Source organism: Pseudomonas sp. KB_15 (genome assembly GCF_052114525.1).
In the GTDB taxonomy this organism is placed as follows: domain Bacteria; phylum Pseudomonadota; class Gammaproteobacteria; order Pseudomonadales; family Pseudomonadaceae; genus Aquipseudomonas.
The window spans coordinates 367033-385531 of the sequence record NZ_JBFREX010000002.1; the positions used below are offsets into that span (position 1 = coordinate 367033).

Below are 18499 nucleotides of genomic sequence, written 5' to 3' on the forward strand. Positions count from 1 at the left end.
GACTGTCAGACCGCTATCGCGAGCAGGCTCGCTCCTACAGGGGCTATGCGTTTTACTTAGTGGAAGAGTACCGCCGTCTTCTGCAGGGTCACCCACACACCCCACGCCAGCGGAATGCCCACCACCAGCCACGCGGCAATCGCCAGCGGCGTGGTGCCCGGCGCGGCTTTCCACTCCAGTACGGTGCTGCTGTCAGCGCCTTTGTCATGGCCCAGCGCCTGTTCGGCGGCCAGTTCGGCGTCGGTCATGAAGTATTTGTCCGCCACCGGACGCACCAGCAGGTTGCACAGGAAACCCAGCACCAGCAGGCCGGCGAGGATGTACAGGGTGATGTCGTAAGCCGCCGCACGCTCGACGCCGATGCTCAGCTGATACTCACGCAGGTAGTTCACCAGCACCGGACCGAGTACACCGGCAGCAGCCCACGCCGTCAGCAGACGGCCGTGAATCGCACCGACCATTTGCGTACCGAACAGGTCCGCCAGATACGCCGGAACCGTCGCGAAACCGCCGCCGTACATCGACAGGATGACGCAGAACGCCGCCACGAACAGCGCAACGCTGCCCAGATGACCGAGGTTCGGAATCAGTCCGTACAGGGCAAAGCCCAGGGCAAAGAACACGAAATAGGTGTTTTTACGGCCCAGATAATCCGAGAACGAAGCCCAGAAGAATCGGCCACCGATGTTGAACAGACTGAGCAATCCGGTGAAACCGGCAGCGATGGCGGCAATCGAAGCCAGTTGCGAAGCGTCGAGTTGGCCGAACGCCAGGTCATTGCCCAGCAACTTGCCACCGAACACTTCCTGCAACAGCGGCGACGCCATGCCGAGGATGCCGATACCGGCCGATACGTTCAGACACAGCACCAGCCACACCAGACGGAACTGCGGCGTTTTCCAGGCCACATTCACGTGAACATGACGATGGGTGATCATCGCGTTCGAGGCTTTTTTCGCCGGAGCCGTCCAGCCTTCCGGTTTCCAGCCGGTTGGCGGAACGCGGTAGGACAGCGCGCCACCGATCATGAACACGAAGTAGATCGCGGCCATCACCAGGAAGCTCTGCCAGACGCCGACGCTGGTTGGCGAAGCGAAATGCCCCATCAGCGCCGCAGCCAGTGGAGCGCCGACCATTGCGCCGCCGCCGAAGCCCATGATCGCCATGCCGGTGGCCATACCGCGCTTGTCCGGGAACCACTTGATCAGGGTCGACACCGGCGAGATGTAGCCCAGGCCCAGGCCGATACCGCCGATGACCCCGGAGCCGATCCACATCAGCCAGATCTGGTGGGTATACACCCCCAGCGCCGAAATCAGCAGACCGCCGCACCAGCACAATGCCGACACTACGCCAGCCTTGCGCGGCCCGGCATGTTCCAGCCAGCCGCCCCAGATGGCGGCCGAGCAACCCAGGAAGATGAAGAACAGGGTGTAGATCCAGCCGAGCATCGAGATCGGCCAGTCACACTGGGATGAAAAGACCTGTGCGATAAAACTCATGTCTGGCGCGCAGGCCACTGGAGCCGTGATGCCCAACGCCTTTGACAGCGGCAACCAGAACACCGAAAAGCCGTAAGCCATGCCGATGCACAAGTGGATGGCCAGCGCGGCCGGCGGCACCAGCCAACGGTTGAAACCGGGCTTGGCGATGATCCGCTCCTTGGACAGGAACGCAGGCTGGTCGGCGCCGAAGCCGTCCGCCGTGATGCTCGTGGTCATTGTGTATCCCCCAATTATCAGTATGGTTCGCCAGCCACAGTTAACTCCCGGCCTTTATGCACGCAGACATGACCGTTTTTTTTCGGTGGAGCACCTTGTTGTGCGACAACAGGTCGCAGAAGGACGGACGAACGGGCAAAGGTTACCATCTGCAAGTGACAGAAAAACCAAACTGACATCACCTTTTGTACGTCATCTGATCTCTATCACTTCATGACCTCACAGGAATCACCATGCCGATCATTGTCGAGCCGCTGAACCAAGCCACTGCCCAGGATCGGCAGGATCTGCAGAAGATCTACTGCGACGCCCCGGACTGGCTGTTCGCCCCTTTTTCCGGGGCCGCGCAGTTGATCGAAGACTGTTTGCGCGACGGCACACTGATCGTCGGTCGCTTCAATGATCGCCTGCTGGGCGCGGCCCGCTTGCAAAGGCACCAGGACGCCTGGCACTTGTCACAAATTTGTGTGCGAAAAATTACCCGTCGCCGTGGTGTTGCCGAGCGACTGGTTGCCGAAGCCCAAAAAATGGCCGCGCAATCGGGCATGACCCTGCGCCTGCTCGCGCCTGCCGGGCATCTGGAGGCTCAGGCACTGGCCGCCAAGCTGAAACTGCCGCTGGATGTACTGCCGGCGTGATCACTGACCGGTCGTCCGTTCCGGAGCGCTATACTCCTCGGCTAAATTTTGAATTCGATTAATTACAAGGACTCGCCCATGAAAGCGTTCGGCAAAATCCTGGGTCTGGTACTTCTCGGGCTGTTGCTGATCATTGTGGCGCTGGGCTTTGCCCTGACCCACCTCTTCGATCCCAACGACTACAAAGACGAAATTCGCCAGATTGCCCGCGACAAGGCCCACATCGAGCTGACGCTCAATGGCGATATCGGCTGGAGCCTGTTCCCGTGGCTGGGCCTGGAGCTGCACGACGCCAGTGTCGCGACCATGGTCAAACCGACCGAACCCTACGCCGACTTGCAGATGCTCGGCCTGTCGGTGCGCGTACTGCCGCTGCTGCGCCGTGAAGTGCAGATGAGCGACGTGCGCGTCGAAGGCCTGAACCTGCGCCTGAACCGCGACAAGGATGGTCACGGCAACTGGGAGGACATCGGCAAGGTGCCTGCAACGGCCAACACCGGCACGGCGGCCAGCACCCCGCCGGCCACTATCGAACCTGCACCCGAAGCCAGCGTCGCGGCGGAAAAACCGCCCCAGCCGATCCGCCTGGACATCGACAGCCTGACCGTGAACAACGCGCGGGTTGAATACACCGACGAACGAACCGGCAAGAGCTTCAGCGCCGAAAGTATTCAATTGAGCACCGGTGCGGTTCACGACTCCGTCAACATTCCGCTCAAGCTCACGGCTTTCCTGTCCGCCAACCAGCCGGCACTGCGGGTTCGTACCGAGCTCAATGGTGAGCTGCGCATCGCACGTGCCCTGCAGCGCTATCAGTTCGAAGACATGAGATTGTCCGGTGAGGTGACCGGCGACCCGTTGCAAGGCAAGACCATGACGTTCTCCGCCCAGGGCCAGCTAGTGCTGGACAAGGCCGCCAATGTCGCCGAGTGGACCGGCATCAAGATCTCCGCCAACCAACTGCGGGCACTGGGTGAACTGAAGGTCAACGACCTCGACAAGACCCCACAAGTCAGCGGCGGTATCTCGATTGCCCAGTTCGACCTGGCGAAATTCGTCGAAAGCATCGGCCAGAAACTCCCGGCCATGGCCGAAGGCAGCCTGAGTAAAGTCGAGCTGGTCAGCCGATTGGCAGCGACACCGACCAGCCTGGCGTTCGACAGCATCAACCTGAAAGTCGACGACAGCACCTTCAGCGGCCGCATTGCCGTCGAAGACTTCGCCAGACAATCGCTGCGCGCAGTGCTCAAGGCCGACACCTTCAACGTCGACCGTTACCTGCCACCGAAATCCGCCGAGGCCAATAGCACGACGCAAGTGCGTCAGGCCGAAGTCGCCAGTACCGAAGCCGATGCCATGGCCGGCGCCGGCAGCACTCCGTTGCCACCCGCGCCGACCAAGGACGCGTGGAGTAGCGAGCGCCTGTTGCCAGTGGAACGCTTGAGCAAGCTCGATGTGGACGCCGACCTGACCTTCGGCCAGTTGACCCTGCAAAAACTGCCGATCCATAACGCTGCGCTCAAGGCCACCGGCCAGGGCGGCCTGCTGACGCTGGCCAACCTGCGCGGCGATCTGTACGAAGGCAACTTCGAAACCACCGGCACGCTGGATGTGCGCCAGCCAGTGCCGGCGCTGAACCTGCAGACGAAGATCACCCGTGTGCCGTTGGAAAAAATCCTCGAAAGCCAAGGCAAGAATCCGCCGGCCAAAGGCCTGGTCACGCTCAACAGCAACCTGACCGGCAATGGCAACAGCCAGAAAGCGTTGATCGAAACCCTTAATGGCAATGCCAGTTTCGTCATCAACAATGGCGTGCTGCTCAATGCCAACCTTGAACAACAGCTGTGCAAAGGCATCGCCACGCTCAACCGCAAAACCCTCAGCGGCGAACCCCGGGGCAAGGACACACCGTTCCAGGAGCTCAAGGGTAACCTGACCTTGCGTAACGGCGTGGCCAGCAACCCGGACCTGAAAGTGCGCATCCCGGGCATGACCGTCAACGGTGACGGTGACATCGATCTGCGAGTGCTGGGCATGGACTACCGCGTCGGCATCATCGTCGAAGGCGATACCAGCGCCATGCCGGACCCGGCCTGTCAGGTCGGCGACAAGTTTGTCGGCATCGAGTGGCCACTGCGCTGCCGCGGCCCGCTGGAACTGGGTGCCAAGGCTTGCCGTTTGGATAACGACCGCATGAGCCAGGTCGCGGCCAAACTGGCTGGCGACAGGATCAGCGAAAAAATCGACGAGAAATGGGGCGACAAGGTCAACCCGAAACTCAAAGACGCGCTCAAGGAGCTGTTCAAGCGATGAGAGCCGAGCAGTTTTCAACGGCGGTGCTGGACTGGTTCGACCGCCACGGCCGTCATGATTTGCCCTGGCAGCAGGGCATCAACCCGTATCGGGTGTGGGTCTCGGAAATCATGTTGCAGCAGACCCAGGTCAGCACCGTGCTGAACTACTTCGACCGCTTCATGGCCTCGTTGCCAACGGTCAAAGCCCTGGCGGCGGCACCGGAAGACGAAGTACTGCACCTGTGGACGGGCCTGGGTTACTACACCCGCGCGCGCAATTTGCAGAAGACCGCGAAAATCGTCGTCGAGCAGTACGGCGGCGAATTTCCCCGGGATGTGGAAAAACTCACTGAATTGCCGGGCATCGGCCTGTCCACCGCCGGTGCCATCGCCAGCATCAGCATGGGCCTGCGCGCGCCGATCCTCGATGGCAACGTCAAACGGGTACTGGCGCGCTTTACCGCGCAAGAGGGCTACCCCGGCGAGCCGAAGGTCGCGAAACAGCTCTGGGCCAACGCTGAGCGCTTCACGCCGCACGACCGGGTCAACGCCTACACCCAGGCGATGATGGACCTCGGTGCCACGCTCTGCACCCGCAGCAAACCGAGCTGCCTGCTGTGCCCGCTGGAAAAGGGCTGTGAGGCGCACATGCTCGGCCTGGAAACACGCTACCCGATCCCCAAGCCGCGCAAAGCCATCCCGCAAAAGCGCACGCTGATGCCGATGCTTGCCAACGCCGAAGGCGCCATTCTGCTTTACCGTCGCCCCTCCACGGGCCTGTGGGGCGGTTTGTGGAGCCTGCCGGAACTCGACGCACTCGACGACCTGGAACATCTGGCAGCGCAGCACTCGCTGGAGCTGGGCACCCAACAGGCATTGCCGAGCCTGGTGCACACCTTCAGCCATTTTCAGTTATCCATCGAACCCTGGCTGGTTCAGGTCCAGGAGAGCGGCCATCACGTGGCCGAGGCTGACTGGCTCTGGTATAACCTCGCCACCCCGCCGCGCCTGGGCCTTGCCGCCCCGGTCAAAACCTTGCTCGAACGCGCGGCCGCCGTATTGAACGCAGGAGAGTCGTCATGACCCGCACCATCATGTGCCGCAAGTACAAAGAAGAATTGCCAGGCCTGGAGCGCGCTCCCTTCCCGGGCGCCAAAGGCCAGGACATTTTTGACCACGTCTCGCAAAAGGCCTGGGCCGACTGGCAGAAACACCAGACCCTGCTGATCAATGAAAAACGCCTGAACATGATGAACGCCGAAGATCGCAAATATCTGCAGGGCGAGATGGACAAGTACTTCTCCGGTGAGGATTACGCCAAGGCCGAAGGCTACGTACCGCCATCGGAATAACCCCGATTTATCGGGGGTCTGAACGTAAGCGACGGTAATAATTAAAATTTTTTTGAAAACTTGCTTGACGACCCCCTGAAAAACCCGTTTAATGCGCCCCGTTGCCCAGATAGCTCAGTCGGTAGAGCAGGGGATTGAAAATCCCCGTGTCGGCGGTTCGATTCCGTCTCTGGGCACCAAATACCGAAAACCCTGAATCGCAAGATTCAGGGTTTTTTTATGCCTGCGATTTGATCAGGCACTGGCCCGGTCACCTTCAAAGCGACAATTCCCCACCTCCTATCACTACATCCGCCAGCATCCGCCAGCATCCGCAACGGTTGCCGGGGCCGAGTCCTGAAAAGCTTCCGACATTGGAGATCACCCTCTTCCTGGCAGTATTTGGCCTGTAAGAACGCTCCGTATGCTTTAACGGAAACGGATGACATACGCCGATCTTCAGTTTGTGCAGAATCGAAAGAGGAGCTGCCGCATAACCGGGAGCAGATGCACAACAGAGATATAGGCAATGACTGACGCCATCAAACCAGACGTCGAAACCGCTGAGTTATTTACTGAACAAGAAATCAGAACTTTCTGCTTTGATATTCAGCAGTCAACACTGCTTCACAAGTTCACCAAAAAACTGGCCGCCATCGGCGGGCCGCAGGCACCAGGAGCCAAGTCCAAAGCGTCTCTGGCAGCGACCGAATTAAAGTTCTCGTTTTCGAAAAACCAATGTGAACTGCTGGACGCCTATTCCGATGGCCTTATCTCCGTGTTGATTTTTGAAGGACTGCAAAAAATCACCGATGTCAGCCCTCCAAATGAACTGCCAGATCTAGCATCCCTGGAAAATCGTTACGACGTACTTTGCCTGGCCGCCCGCAATCAGATCTTGTTGAAACTGGTGGATAACAGTGCCTTTGCCTATGACATGGACAATGAAGGAAAACTGGTTCGACTGGTGGCCAACTTCAAGGGCGGCGGACTGACCAAGATCCCAGCCGAGCCGGACATCAAGGAACTGAGTTCCCATTCCGGCCTCGCGCTTGGTCCGCATACAGAGGCGCCTTACTGGTGCGCCGTGAACGCAAAAGACGGGCACTCACCCTCTCCATCGTCGCTCATACTTTCCGCCTTGTGGAACCCGAGCCTGGAACCTACGCGAGTCATTCCACTACCTCCCATACTCGAAAAAATCGGCGTCACCAACTGCCTCGCACTGACCACGGGTAACTTCCAGTTCACTCGTAGTGACTCCTTTGTCAGTGGCAAAGGGGAGGATGGCCGCAACGTTTCGATTCTGGAGTTCGACGACAAGGCAGGGGTCGCAGCCCGCTTTAACTCGTATCGTTTTTCGGTCAATGACAACGCCTCGACCTTTGTGAAAACGGCTTACACCGCCCTTTGCCAGGGTGTGGGTGAAGCAACTCCGGTCGAATACACGCTGACCCAGGAATCGGCAATGGTCATCAATAACATCCGGGCTCTGCACTGTCGCGATGTCATCAGAGACAACAGACGGGCCCTGGTTCGTATTTTCGGACTTTCAAAATTTTCTTCCCCTATCGTTGTTTCAGACGACCCGTTAGTGCTGCAGGGCTGATTTTTAATGTGGTCAGGCTGTTGAACGACCAGTCATGTGATTAATGGCCAATAACCATAAAGAGAGAATGCAATGTCTTGGGATGTAATAGGCATGTTGGCGCTCGTCGCTTTTTGCGCCGGTTTTTTTGATGCGATTGCCGGTGGTGGCGGCTTGATCACCTTGCCTGCACTGTTCCTGGCAGGTGTAGATCCGATCAGTGCGATTGCCACAAACAAGTTCCAGGCCGCTTCGGCAACTGTTTCAGCAACGGTAACCTTTGCTCGCAAAGGCATGATCGAGTGGCGCGAAGGCCGTTTCCTGGTTATCTGCGGATTTATCGGCGGCGCCAGTGGTGCCTTGCTGGTCAGCTCTATTGATAAGCGCTATCTGGAAGTTTGCGTGCCTATCATGCTGATTCTGGTAGCCATCTATTTTGCGCTTTCTCCAAAGCTGGCCAGTGAAGATCGACGCAAGAGAATCGGTGTTCTGCTTTTTTCGTTTACCGTGGCGCCGATCCTGGGCTTTTACGACGGTATATTTGGCCCCGGTGTGGGCTCTTTCTTTATTGTCGGATTTGTACTGCTCTGCGGCTTGGGCATGATGCGGGCCATGAGCTTTACCAAACTTGCCAACGCCTCATGCAATCTTGGTTCCCTGTCGGTCTTTATCACCAAGGGTGTGATTATCTGGCCGGTCGCCATAGCCATGGCTTTGGCTGCCTTCGTCGGCGCTCAACTGGGTGCACGAGCCGCTGTTCGGGTTGGACCACGGTTGATCAAACCTATGTTGATCGTGGTCTGCTGCGCCCTGGCCATCAAGCTGCTGAGCGTAGAGACCAACCCTTTACGTGTTGCACTCGTCCAAGCGTACGCGGGTGTTAATAACGAACAACCCTGAGTCGCAGGACTCAGGGTTTAAAGCTTCTCGTTAACTCGCATCATTCCAGTGGAAAACCAGGTTACGCGCTGCACCACTGCCAACATCGGCAATGTCATGCCGTATTTCTCCGTTGCGCGTCGCAATGACGGTGTATTTACCGGCAGGTAGTTTCACGTAAACCAGCGGACCGGCGTCATTGAGCGTCAGCACGGTTTGCCCCGGGGATTTCTGAATAACGACGGTCACGCCAGGAGTGTATTCATTCCCCGACCCGACAGAGAACGTCATGTGCAGGTTATAGCCAGAGGTCTGCTGGATGGCCCTGGACTCATCCTCGCCGATACCGCCGGACAGGTAGGCAATGCCGTTTTGCTCCTGGCGCTGAACCTGCACCCCCGAACTGTCGATGGGCTCCAGGCTGGTGGCGGGCGACATCGCTGGAAACATCAGCACGCTTAAGGCGGTGAGGGGCAAGAGGAGTGAATGGAGATATTTCATGATGGCGACTCCCGGGCTCTACAGAACCCAATCGTTACATCCTTTGGATTTCCAGCCGGAGGGAGGGGTTTTAGATTGATTTGACCTGAGTACGAAACGTACTACGCCATTTGTTCCTCCGCCCTCGCCCAGATTCAGACCCGTCCTGCCCGCAAACCCGGCATTTCCTGCCTGTTTCTCAGTAACTCCCGGCATCTTCGAAAGGTGCTCACTTGTCATTCTCTTTCGCTGTTCAACCTGCTGCGGAAGACCTCATGACGACCCTCACACCCAACGACACTCACGACCCATATCTCGCATCACTGTCTGGCAGCCTTGGCAAATTGATCCATCAGGCACGTCAGAAGGCGCTTCGGGCGGTCGATACCGTTCAAGTGCAAACCTGTTGGCAGATCGGGCGGCACATCGTTGAGTTCGAACAAAACGGCGCACGACGGACGAGGTATGGCAAAGAGTTGCTTTCGACCCTGGCAAACAGGCTTATGGCAGATTTCGGGAAGGGTTTTGACGAGACCAATCTGCGAAAAATGCGCCAGTTCTATCAGGCGTTTCCAATTCGTGACGCACTGCGTCACGAATTGAGCTGGACCCACTACCGCCACCTGCTTCGGGTCGACAACGACAGCGCCCGTCTCTGGTACATGAACGAATCAGCCACCCAAAACTGGTCAAGCCGCGCCCTGGAACGCCAGATCAATACGTTGTATTACGAACGCCTGCTGGCAAGCCGCGATCGCGGCAGCGTCAAGCAGGAGGCCGCTACCAACATTCAGAACATGAAAGCCCGCCCTCGGGATTTCATCCGTGATCCGGTGGTACTGGAGTTCCTTGGTTTACCCAATGCCGGCAAGCTTCAGGAAAACGAGATCGAACAAGCGCTGATCGAACAACTGCAAGGCTTCTTGCTGGAGCTGGGCAAGGGCTTCGCGTTCATCGCCCGCCAGCAACGCATCAGTACCGACAGCAAAGACTTCTACATCGATCTGCTGTTCTACAACTACTTGCTCAAGTGCTTCGTCGTCTTCGATATCAAGCGCGGTGAACTGACCCATCAGGATGTGGGGCAGATGGACATGTACGTGCGCATGTACGACGACCTGAAACGCGGCGTGGAAGACGGCCCCACTGTCGGCATCATTCTCTGTGCGCAAAAGGATGAATCCGTGGTGCGTTACTCGGTGCTCGAAGGAAACGAACAACTGTTCGCCAGCAAGTACAAGCTCGTCCTGCCGAGTGAAGAGGAACTGCGCAACGAACTGGATCGGGAACGGGCGGCTCTTGAAGAACGACTGCTCGATCAACCACTGCGTTGAGGCCAATGGATTGTTCATCAACGGCATCAAGACTATCGTTGGCAGCTACCCGCAAAGGTCTGACGCCGATGAATTTGCAGGACACGCCTCCATTGGCCGCCACTCGCATCGAGTTGCCGCTGCCGGACACCACCCCCGGCAAACCGTTCAAGGAAACCGCCCCGGACGGCTTCATCCTCGGCGGCTTCACCTGGCGACATCCTTCCCAGGACGCCGCTCGTCCGGTCGTGATCATCAATGCTGCCACTTCGGTCCGTTGCCGCCATTACTCGCGCTTCGCCGACTACCTGTTCGCCCACGGCTTCGATGTCATCACCTATGACTACCGCGGCATCGGCGAGTCGCGGCCGGCATCGCTCAAAGGTCTCAAGGCTTCATGGACCGATTGGGGAGCGCTGGATTTCGAGGCGATGCTCAAGCGCGCACAGCGTGAGTTCCCCGGGCAGCCTATCGATGTGGTCGGCCACAGCTTTGGCGGCTGTGCAGCGGGCCTGGGGGCGTCCGGGCACCTGATCCGGCGTCTGGTGACGGTCGGTGCACAATTCGCCTACTGGCGCGACTATGCGCCGGCCCATCGCTGGCGCATGTTCGGCAAGTGGCATGTGCTGATGCCACTGGTGACGATGATCTATGGCTACTTTCCGGGCAAACGTCTCGGCTGGCTGGAAGACACGCCCGCCGGCGTGGTCCGTGACTGGAGCCTCTCTACTGCCCGTTACGAGAAACGCTCCAGCGGCCGCACAATCAGCACAACCTCCGGGCAGTTGCCCTTTGCCGGTGTCACCGCGCAAACCCTGGCCATCAGCATCAGCGACGATCCCTACGGCACGGTCCCGGCCATCGAACGCCTGCTCGGCTACTTCACCGGCAGCACAAACTCCCACCTGCGTATCCATCCCGAAGACATCGGCGAAGAAGAAGTCGGACATTTCGCCTTTTTTCGCAGCGCATACCAAGCCACACTATGGCCCATTGCATTGGCCTGGCTGCAAAACGGCGAACTGGCCCCCGATACCCCCGGGCGGCGAGTACCGCGCAGCTAAGTCAATTGCCCTTTCAACGAATACGGAACGACGCCCATGGCCTCCGCCAACAAGCAGCAAAAACGCGCCTCCCGCGCCAAGGCCAAGGCCAAGCAGAACCGCACCCAGCGGGCTGCCGCGCCGGTGGAACTGGACCCGAACGACGATCGCATCGACTTCGAGTCGGTGGACCTGACCGAACTGTTCAAGAAAATGATCGACGCCGAAAAGATCAGCCAGCAAGCCCTGTGCACGGCCTTCCTCGAAGACCCGTTGCTGGAACTGGTGTACGAGCAGGAAGGCGAGGAAGGTGCAATGGACTTCATCCTTGCCGCGCTGATCGAGTATCGCCAATGGGCGACCGAAACCGACGAGGCCGGCGCCCTGGCGTGGATCGAATCACCGGCCTTCCAGGCCGACTACGTGGCAGCGTCCGACGCCATTGCCGCGCAAACCCAACAGAAACCGAACTGAGTTCCCATGGCCTCCCTGAACAAGCAACAGAAACGCGCCAAGCGTGCAAAAGCCAAAGCCAAGCAGATCAATATCCACGGCAGGAAACCCGCCGCACTGGACGATGATGAACTCGGCCACCTCGCCGAGCCGATCCCGGAATACACTCTGGCGATGTTCAGCAAAATGCGCGACGCCGAAGCCGTCAGCCGCAGCGAAATGCTCTCGGTCCTGCTGACGAACCTGGCCTTTATCATCGTCGACCACCCAGAACTGCTGGACATGGAAAACGCCGACGACGAAGGCATGGCCGCCACCCACCTGGCCGCCGACATGCTGATCGACTACCGCATGTGGGCCGACGGCATGGACCGCGACGCCGCCCAGGCATGGCTGAGCGAGCCACAGTTCATTACTGACTTCGGCACTGCGCTGGACGCCTACCGCGAGTCGCAGGAAGCGCCGGAAGAAAAAGCCGAGTAAGGGTTACGGCGCAAACAAAAACGGCCGCTTGTCATCACTGACAGCGGCCGTTTTGCGTTACGCGGGATGGATCAGTTCAGCACCACCGCACCACGATTTTCCAGTTTGCGACGGCGCGCAACCAGCAAGCCGGCCGCTACTACCAGAGCACTGAGCAAGCCGGTCGCGAGGATTTCCACACGATGGGCATCCTGGAACAGCATGATGGTCAGGGCCGCAACGATGAAGACGATCACCGCGTAGGTCAGGCCAGGGAACAGCCACATGCTGAAGACGATTTTCTCACCACGAGCCATACGCTGCTTGCGCATGCGCAGTTGCGAAATCGCAATCACCAGATACACCAGCAATGCGATGGCGCCGGAGCTCGCCAGCAGGAATTCGAACACGGCAGCCGGGGCCACGTAGTTGGCGAATGTTGCCAGGAACGCTGCGCCAGTGGACAACATTACCGCCCAGTAAGGCGTGCCACTTTTGTTGGTGCGCGTGGACATGGCCGGTGCATCACCGCGCTTGCCCAGGGAGAACAACATGCGCGACGACGTGTAGAGCGCCGAGTTCAGGCAACTGGTCACTGCAACCAGTACCACGATGTCGACGATAATCTTGGCATTCGGAATGCCCATGCGCTCAAGCACGGTCTGGTAGGAGCCCAGGCTTGCCAGTACCGGGTCGTTCCATGGCACCAGGGCCACAACGATGAAGATCGATACGAGGTAGAACAAACCGATCCGCCAGATCACCGAGTTGGTGGCCTTGGAGATTTGCTTGCCAGGGTTTTTCGATTCCGCGGCCGCGATGGTCACGATCTCGGTGCCCATGAAGGAGAACATGGTAGTCAGGATCGCGCCCAGTACTGCGCCCATGCCGTTTGGCAGGAAGCCCTGAGTGTCGAACAAGTGCGAAACGCCGCTGACCTGGCTGTTCGGCAGGAAGCCGAAGATCGCCGCTACGCCGAGAATGATGAAACCGATGATCGCCAGGACTTTGATCAGGGCGAACCAGAATTCGAACTCACCATAGTTCTTGACGCTGAACAGGTTGGTCACTGTCAGCAGCATGGTGATCACCAGGGCGAAGGCCCAGATGTCCACGCCAGGGAACCAGGCATGCAGGATGGTCGCGGCGGCGTTGGCCTCCAGCGGGATGACGAGCACCCAGAACCACCAGTAGAGCCAGCCGATGGTGAAACCGGCCCAATGACCGATCGCGCGGTCGGCGTAAGTCGAGAACGAACCTGTGTCCGGCGAGGCAACGGCCATTTCGCCGAGCATGCGCATCACCAACACCACCAACATGCCGGCGGCGGCGTAAGCCAACAGAACAGCCGGACCTGCAGCGGCGATGGCGTGACCCGAGCCGACGAACAAGCCGGCGCCGATAACCCCGGCAATCGACAGCATGGTCACGTGGCGCGGTTTGAGCCCCTGTTCGAGGCCATTAGAGCTTTGGGTACTGCTCATTAAAACTACCTTTGTAAGGAGAAGCGAATGCATGCATCCCGTTCGGCGATCCTTCTCGTAAAAAGAAGCCAACGGGGCGTTCTGGATTCTGCACGCAATAATTGCGCCAAAATGTTTCAAATCCCTCTAGCCCGGCGATCTCGCTTTGACCGGACGGTCATCGCAACCCATTGAATTTAATGGCACTTCGCCAGATCGTTACCCTGCGACCCACTTTGCGTGACAAATCAGCGCACCGGAAACACACCTGAAAATGGCCCTGCGCACATTAAAAGTGCACAACCTGTGCATTTGGCCGGATAGCGCTTCCAACACCCCGTCAAAGCTGGCAACATCGCGCCTTTTTTTGCGACAGCCGCCGTGCTTTTTATCGACGAGCAAGGTTCAAACGGCTGTTCGGTTGTTGATGGGGCGACAGTCTGCTGCGCCGATGCGACAACCTGCCACACGCCAGCCGTTTACCGTCCGTAGCGCTGTTGGCTGCCATTGAAACGCTATGCTAGGTTGGCCGCCTCGTCAGGAAAGCCGCCAACAGCAGGAGCGCAACATATATGAGGAACGCACATGGCTGAGGCCACGCCCGCGCTTGAAATCCGCAACTTGCACAAACGCTACGGTTCGCTGGAGGTGCTCAAAGGCATCTCGCTGACCGCCCGCGACGGCGACGTGATCTCGATCCTGGGTTCTTCCGGCTCCGGCAAGTCCACGTTCCTGCGCTGCATCAACCTGCTGGAAAACCCGCATCAGGGTCAGATCCTGGTTGCCGGGGAAGAACTCAAGCTCAAAGCCGCAAAGAATGGCGAACTGGTTGCCGCCGACGGCAAGCAGATCAATCGTCTGCGCAGCGAAATCGGTTTTGTGTTTCAAAACTTTAACCTGTGGCCGCACATGAGCGTGCTCGACAACATCATCGAAGCCCCGCGCCGCGTGCTCGGCCAGAGCAAGGCCGAAGCCATTGAAGTCGCCGAAGCCCTGCTGGCCAAGGTCGGCATCGCCGACAAGCGCCACGCCTACCCCGCGCAACTGTCCGGTGGTCAGCAACAACGCGCGGCCATCGCCCGCACCCTGGCCATGCAGCCCAAGGTCATCCTGTTCGATGAGCCCACCTCCGCGCTTGACCCGGAAATGGTCCAGGAAGTACTTAATGTCATCCGCGCACTGGCCGAAGAAGGCCGCACCATGCTGCTCGTGACCCACGAAATGGGCTTCGCCCGTCAGGTCTCCAGCGAAGTGGTGTTCCTCCACCAGGGCCTGGTAGAAGAGCAAGGATCGCCACAGCAGGTGTTTGAAAACCCGCTTTCGGCACGCTGCAAACAATTCATGTCCAGCAACCGCTAACGGAGCTACCCACATGCAGAACTACAAAAAGGTCTTCCTGGCTGCCGCCGTCACCCTGGCGTTCAGCGCCGGTGCCATGGCCGAAACCCTGAAGATGGGCATCGAAGCGGCTTACCCGCCGTTCAACAATAAAGATGCCAGTGGCAATGTCGTCGGCTTCGACAAAGAGATCGGCGACGCCCTGTGCGCCAAGATGAAAGTCGAGTGCTCCGTCGTGACCTCCGACTGGGATGGCATCATCCCGGCCCTCAACGCCAAGAAGTTCGACTTCCTGATTTCCTCGATGTCGATCACCGACGAGCGCAAGCAAGCGGTGGACTTCACCGACCCGTACTACTCCAACAAGCTGCAATTCATCGCCAAGAAAGACGTCGACTTCAAAACCGACAAGGACTCCTTGAAAGGCAAAGTGATCGGCGCCCAGCGCTCGACCCTGGCAGGCACCTTCATGGAAGACAACATGCCGGGCGTTGAAGTCAAACTCTACGACACCCAGGAAAACGCCTACCTCGACCTGACTTCCGGCCGCCTGGACGGCATCCTGGCCGACAAGTACGTCAACTATGAGTGGCTGAAAAGCGACGCTGGCCGTGCCTACGAGTTCAAGGGCGATCCAGTGGAAGAAAGCGACAAGATCGGTATTGCCGTGCGCAAGAAGGACCCGATCCGCGAGAAGCTGAACGCCGCCCTGAAAGAAATCGTCGCTGACGGCACCTACAAGAAAATCAACGACAAGTACTTCCCGTTCAGCATCTACTGATCCTGACTGCCTGACCGGCGCCGTCCCTTGACGGCACCGGTTCTCGGCATTGCCTGCCGCGATTTGAAAAGAAATCCATGATTATCGACCTCTACGGATTCGGCCCGGCGCTCGCCGCTGGCGCGCTGATGACTGTGAAACTGGCACTCTCGGCCCTGTGCCTGGGGCTGGTGCTCGGTCTGCTCGGCGCCTTGGCCAAGACTTCCCCGTACAAGCCGCTGCAATGGCTTGGCGGCACTTATTCGACCCTGGTTCGCGGCATCCCGGAATTGCTCTGGGTGCTGTTGATCTACTTCGGCACGGTCAACCTGATGCGTGCCCTGGGCGAGTTCTTCGGCAACCCCGACCTTGAACTCAACGCCTTCGCCGCTGGCGTGATCGCGCTGGGCCTGTGCTTCGGCGCCTACGCCACGGAAGTGTTTCGCGGCGCGATCCTCGCCATTCCCAAAGGCCATCGTGAAGCCGGCGTGGCCCTGGGCCTGTCGAAGTGGCGCATCTTCACCCGGTTGATCATGCCGCAGATGTGGCGCATCGCCCTTCCGGGCCTTGGCAACCTGTTCATGATCCTGATGAAAGACACCGCGCTGGTGTCGGTGATCGGCCTGGAAGAAATCATGCGTCACGCGCAAATCGGCGTGACCGTCTCCAAACAGCCGTTCACCTTCTATATGGTGGCCGCATTCATGTATCTGGGCCTGACGGTGCTGGCGATGACTGGCATGCACTACCTGGAAAAACGTGCCGCTCGCGGCTTCGCGAGGAGCACCCAATGAACTGGGAAGTCATCATCAAGTGGCTGCCGAAACTGGCCCAGGGCGCGACCCTGACCCTGGAACTGGTGGCCATTGCCGTGATCGCCGGTTTGCTGCTTGCCATTCCACTGGGCATCGCCCGCTCGTCGCGCCTGTGGTGGGTACGGGCATTTCCCTACGGCTACATCTTCTTTTTCCGGGGTACGCCGCTGCTGGTTCAACTGTTCCTGGTCTACTACGGCCTGGCGCAGTTCGACGTGATCCGTAACAGCTCGATGTGGCCGTACCTGCGCGATCCGTTCTGGTGCGCCACGGCGACCATGACCCTGCATACCGCGGCTTATATCGCCGAGATCCTGCGCGGTGCCATCCAGGCGATTCCACCGGGCGAGATCGAAGCGGCGCGAGCACTGGGCATGTCCAAGCCAAAAGCGCTGCTCTTCATCATGCTGCCGCGCGCGGCACGCATCGGCCTGCCCGCCTACAGTAACGAAGTGATCCTGATGCTCAAGGCCAGCGCCCTGGCCAGCACCGTGACCCTGCTGGAACTGACCGGCATGGCTCGCACCATCATTGCCCGGACCTACCTGCCGGTGGAGATCTTCTTCGCCGCGGGCATGTTCTACCTGGTGATGGCCTATGTGCTGGTACGCGGCTTCAAGCTGCTGGAGCGCTGGTTGCGCGTCGATGCCTGCCAAGGGCGTTGAAGATTGCGTGTTGACGGGCGAGGCCCTGCTCGCCCGCTTCACCGCGCTGGATGCTTTTCTGACAGAGCATCAGGCACTGTGGAAACCCCGGCCGTTCACTCATCTGCAGCTTCCCTGGGAAGCGTCCTACCCGGAGCTGGCCGCATGGCTACGCGAGCGGTCGCTGGAAGACGCGGAAAACGCTCACAACCAACCTGATCGTCTGCACGCACCGGAGCCTTTTGCTTCGTTGGCGGCAACATCCGTTGCCTTGAGTGCTGTGGATGAATTGCCCGCACGCGTGCTAGAAGCGGCGGGCCATCGATTGAACGTCGATGTACCAGGGCGTAAATGGCAACAGATCGAAGCCTTCGCCAGTCGATTGCAATTTTCCGAGGCTCCGCAGCATTGGCTGGACTGGTGCTCAGGCAAGGGACATCTGGGGCGCCGCCTGCTGCAGCCGGGGCAACAACTGACTTGCCTGGAATACGACCCGGCACTGGTAACCAGCGGCCAGGCACTCAGCCAACGCCATCACCTGCATGCGCTGCATATCGAACAGGATGTGCTCGCGGCAGACGCAGCTTCTTTACTGAGTGCGAATCACACACCCGTCGCGCTTCACGCCTGCGGTGATTTGCATGTGCGGCTGATTCAACTTGCCACCGCGACAGGCTGCAAACAACTCGCCATTGCGCCATGTTGCTACAACCGGATCAGTCTCGCCGACTACTCACCGATTTCCTCAGCCGCCCAAAGCTCCGGCCTACAGCTTTCCCTCGACGACCTCGCGTTGCCCATGAGTGAAACCGTTACCGCCGGTGCCCGCGTGCGACGTCAACGCGACACCTCCATGGCCCGACGCCTGGGCTTCGACTTGCTGCAACGGCAACTGCGCGGCATTGACGAGTACCTGCCAACCCCTTCCCTCCCCAGCGCCTGGCTGGACAAATCCTTCGCCGATTACTGCCATCACCTGGCCACACTTAAAGAGTTATCCACAATCGGCCCGCAAGATTGGCCAGCCCTCGAAGCTGCCGGTTGGCAGCGACTGGCCGAGGTGCGCAACCTTGAGCTACTACGTGGACTGTTCCGACGTCCGCTGGAGCTTTGGCTGGTCCTTGACCGGGCACTTTTCCTCGCCGAGCAGGGCTACAGTGTCCGCGTCGGCACCTTTTGCGAAACCCCACTCACCCCGCGTAATTTCCTGCTCCTGGCTGAACGCACTTAAATACACCACAGCTTGTGGATAACTCTGTTGATGAAATTATCGTGGA

The 18499-nt window shown here is 59.1% G+C and carries 18 protein-coding genes and 1 tRNA gene; 16 read left to right on the forward strand and 3 right to left on the reverse strand.

Annotation, left to right across the window (positions count from 1 at the left end; genetic code table 11):
* Positions 1–56 precede the first annotated feature (56 nt).
* A complete protein-coding gene (locus tag AB4Z35_RS04050) occupies positions 57–1721 on the reverse strand; it encodes an OFA family MFS transporter (protein WP_442096095.1) in 1665 nt (554 codons plus the stop codon).
* Between the two features lie 233 nt (positions 1722–1954).
* Between AB4Z35_RS04050 and AB4Z35_RS04055 the strand changes: the two genes are divergently transcribed.
* The 7 genes from AB4Z35_RS04055 (at position 1955) to AB4Z35_RS04085 (ending at position 8472) form a co-directional block, all read left to right on the forward strand.
* Complete coding sequence (locus AB4Z35_RS04055) at positions 1955–2359, forward strand: acetyl-CoA sensor PanZ family protein (protein ID WP_442096096.1); 405 nt, start codon at positions 1955–1957, stop codon at positions 2357–2359.
* 78 nt (positions 2360–2437) lie between these two features.
* A complete protein-coding gene (locus tag AB4Z35_RS04060; RefSeq protein WP_442096097.1) occupies positions 2438–4672 on the forward strand; it encodes an AsmA family protein in 2235 nt (744 codons plus the stop codon).
* Positions 4669–5736 (forward strand): A/G-specific adenine glycosylase, encoded by a 1068-nt coding sequence (gene mutY, locus AB4Z35_RS04065; protein WP_442096098.1) that lies wholly within the window; start codon positions 4669–4671, stop codon positions 5734–5736. The genes AB4Z35_RS04060 and mutY overlap by 4 nt, the downstream gene beginning before the upstream one ends.
* Positions 5733–6005, forward strand: coding sequence for an oxidative damage protection protein (locus AB4Z35_RS04070; protein ID WP_007989188.1), 273 nt, complete (start codon positions 5733–5735; stop codon positions 6003–6005). The genes mutY and AB4Z35_RS04070 overlap by 4 nt, the downstream gene beginning before the upstream one ends.
* Positions 6006–6108: 103 nt before the next feature.
* Positions 6109–6184, forward strand: a tRNA-Phe gene (locus tag AB4Z35_RS04075).
* Positions 6185–6513: 329 nt separating this feature from the next.
* A complete protein-coding gene (locus AB4Z35_RS04080) occupies positions 6514–7593 on the forward strand; it encodes a hypothetical protein (RefSeq protein ID WP_442096099.1) in 1080 nt (359 codons plus the stop codon).
* Between the two features lie 72 nt (positions 7594–7665).
* Positions 7666–8472: a TSUP family transporter gene (locus tag AB4Z35_RS04085; protein WP_442096100.1), complete on the forward strand. Its 807-nt coding sequence runs from the start codon at positions 7666–7668 to the stop codon at positions 8470–8472.
* 30 nt (positions 8473–8502) lie between these two features.
* On the opposite strand, the gene AB4Z35_RS04090 is transcribed toward AB4Z35_RS04085, so the two are convergent.
* A complete protein-coding gene (locus AB4Z35_RS04090; RefSeq protein ID WP_442096101.1) occupies positions 8503–8952 on the reverse strand; it encodes a carboxypeptidase regulatory-like domain-containing protein in 450 nt (149 codons plus the stop codon).
* Positions 8953–9206: 254 nt separating this feature from the next.
* On the opposite strand from AB4Z35_RS04090, the gene AB4Z35_RS04095 reads away from it, so the two are divergent.
* The 4 genes from AB4Z35_RS04095 (at position 9207) to AB4Z35_RS04110 (ending at position 12223) form a co-directional block, all read left to right on the forward strand.
* Entirely contained in the window at positions 9207–10265 is a 1059-nt protein-coding gene (locus AB4Z35_RS04095) for a PDDEXK nuclease domain-containing protein (RefSeq protein ID WP_442096102.1), read from the forward strand.
* Positions 10266–10333: 68 nt separating this feature from the next.
* Positions 10334–11308, forward strand: coding sequence for an alpha/beta hydrolase family protein (locus tag AB4Z35_RS04100; RefSeq protein WP_442096103.1), 975 nt, complete (start codon positions 10334–10336; stop codon positions 11306–11308).
* Positions 11309–11344: 36 nt separating this feature from the next.
* The gene (locus AB4Z35_RS04105) at positions 11345–11761 is read left to right on the forward strand and encodes a hypothetical protein (RefSeq protein WP_110660947.1); all 417 of its coding nucleotides are present in this window, start codon (positions 11345–11347) and stop codon (positions 11759–11761) included.
* A gap of 6 nt (positions 11762–11767) precedes the next feature.
* A complete protein-coding gene (locus tag AB4Z35_RS04110; protein ID WP_442096104.1) occupies positions 11768–12223 on the forward strand; it encodes a hypothetical protein in 456 nt (151 codons plus the stop codon).
* 71 nt (positions 12224–12294) lie between these two features.
* Here AB4Z35_RS04110 and gabP read toward each other — a convergent pair whose 3' ends face one another.
* Positions 12295–13686 (reverse strand): GABA permease, encoded by a 1392-nt coding sequence (gabP, locus tag AB4Z35_RS04115; RefSeq protein ID WP_442096105.1) that lies wholly within the window; start codon positions 13684–13686, stop codon positions 12295–12297.
* A 564-nt stretch (positions 13687–14250) separates the two neighbouring features.
* Between gabP and AB4Z35_RS04120 the strand changes: the two genes are divergently transcribed.
* The 5 genes from AB4Z35_RS04120 to AB4Z35_RS04140 all read left to right on the forward strand — a co-directional run bounded on the left by AB4Z35_RS04120 (position 14251) and on the right by AB4Z35_RS04140 (position 18453).
* Complete coding sequence (locus AB4Z35_RS04120; RefSeq protein ID WP_007972784.1) at positions 14251–15024, forward strand: ABC transporter ATP-binding protein; 774 nt, start codon at positions 14251–14253, stop codon at positions 15022–15024.
* 13 nt (positions 15025–15037) lie between these two features.
* Positions 15038–15784: an ABC transporter substrate-binding protein gene (locus AB4Z35_RS04125; protein WP_277533627.1), complete on the forward strand. Its 747-nt coding sequence runs from the start codon at positions 15038–15040 to the stop codon at positions 15782–15784.
* Positions 15785–15861: 77 nt separating this feature from the next.
* Positions 15862–16557, forward strand: a complete 696-nt coding sequence (locus tag AB4Z35_RS04130; protein WP_442096106.1) for an ABC transporter permease — start codon at positions 15862–15864, stop codon at positions 16555–16557.
* Positions 16554–17243, forward strand: a complete 690-nt coding sequence (locus AB4Z35_RS04135) for an ABC transporter permease (RefSeq protein WP_442096107.1) — start codon at positions 16554–16556, stop codon at positions 17241–17243. Before AB4Z35_RS04130 ends, AB4Z35_RS04135 begins: the two co-directional genes overlap by 4 nt.
* A complete protein-coding gene (locus AB4Z35_RS04140) occupies positions 17224–18453 on the forward strand; it encodes a methyltransferase (RefSeq protein WP_442096108.1) in 1230 nt (409 codons plus the stop codon). The genes AB4Z35_RS04135 and AB4Z35_RS04140 overlap by 20 nt, the downstream gene beginning before the upstream one ends.
* Positions 18454–18499: the final 46 nt, after the last annotated feature.

What these genes read in the sequence shown, in the direction of transcription:
- AB4Z35_RS04050 (WP_442096095.1), bottom strand. Translation starts at nt 1,721, where the DNA reads ATGACCACGAGCATCACGGCGGACGGCTTCGGCGCCGACCAGCCTGCG.
- AB4Z35_RS04055 (WP_442096096.1), top strand. Translation starts at nt 1,955, where the DNA reads ATGCCGATCATTGTCGAGCCGCTGAACCAAGCCACTGCCCAGGATCGG.
- AB4Z35_RS04060 (WP_442096097.1), top strand. Translation starts at nt 2,438, where the DNA reads ATGAAAGCGTTCGGCAAAATCCTGGGTCTGGTACTTCTCGGGCTGTTG.
- mutY (WP_442096098.1), top strand. Translation starts at nt 4,669, where the DNA reads ATGAGAGCCGAGCAGTTTTCAACGGCGGTGCTGGACTGGTTCGACCGC.
- AB4Z35_RS04070 (WP_007989188.1), top strand. Translation starts at nt 5,733, where the DNA reads ATGACCCGCACCATCATGTGCCGCAAGTACAAAGAAGAATTGCCAGGC.
- AB4Z35_RS04080 (WP_442096099.1), top strand. Translation starts at nt 6,514, where the DNA reads ATGACTGACGCCATCAAACCAGACGTCGAAACCGCTGAGTTATTTACT.
- AB4Z35_RS04085 (WP_442096100.1), top strand. Translation starts at nt 7,666, where the DNA reads ATGTCTTGGGATGTAATAGGCATGTTGGCGCTCGTCGCTTTTTGCGCC.
- AB4Z35_RS04090 (WP_442096101.1), bottom strand. Translation starts at nt 8,952, where the DNA reads ATGAAATATCTCCATTCACTCCTCTTGCCCCTCACCGCCTTAAGCGTG.
- AB4Z35_RS04095 (WP_442096102.1), top strand. Translation starts at nt 9,207, where the DNA reads ATGACGACCCTCACACCCAACGACACTCACGACCCATATCTCGCATCA.
- AB4Z35_RS04100 (WP_442096103.1), top strand. Translation starts at nt 10,334, where the DNA reads ATGAATTTGCAGGACACGCCTCCATTGGCCGCCACTCGCATCGAGTTG.
- AB4Z35_RS04105 (WP_110660947.1), top strand. Translation starts at nt 11,345, where the DNA reads ATGGCCTCCGCCAACAAGCAGCAAAAACGCGCCTCCCGCGCCAAGGCC.
- AB4Z35_RS04110 (WP_442096104.1), top strand. Translation starts at nt 11,768, where the DNA reads ATGGCCTCCCTGAACAAGCAACAGAAACGCGCCAAGCGTGCAAAAGCC.
- gabP (WP_442096105.1), bottom strand. Translation starts at nt 13,686, where the DNA reads ATGAGCAGTACCCAAAGCTCTAATGGCCTCGAACAGGGGCTCAAACCG.
- AB4Z35_RS04120 (WP_007972784.1), top strand. Translation starts at nt 14,251, where the DNA reads ATGGCTGAGGCCACGCCCGCGCTTGAAATCCGCAACTTGCACAAACGC.
- AB4Z35_RS04125 (WP_277533627.1), top strand. Translation starts at nt 15,038, where the DNA reads ATGCAGAACTACAAAAAGGTCTTCCTGGCTGCCGCCGTCACCCTGGCG.
- AB4Z35_RS04130 (WP_442096106.1), top strand. Translation starts at nt 15,862, where the DNA reads ATGATTATCGACCTCTACGGATTCGGCCCGGCGCTCGCCGCTGGCGCG.
- AB4Z35_RS04135 (WP_442096107.1), top strand. Translation starts at nt 16,554, where the DNA reads ATGAACTGGGAAGTCATCATCAAGTGGCTGCCGAAACTGGCCCAGGGC.
- AB4Z35_RS04140 (WP_442096108.1), top strand. Translation starts at nt 17,224, where the DNA reads ATGCCTGCCAAGGGCGTTGAAGATTGCGTGTTGACGGGCGAGGCCCTG.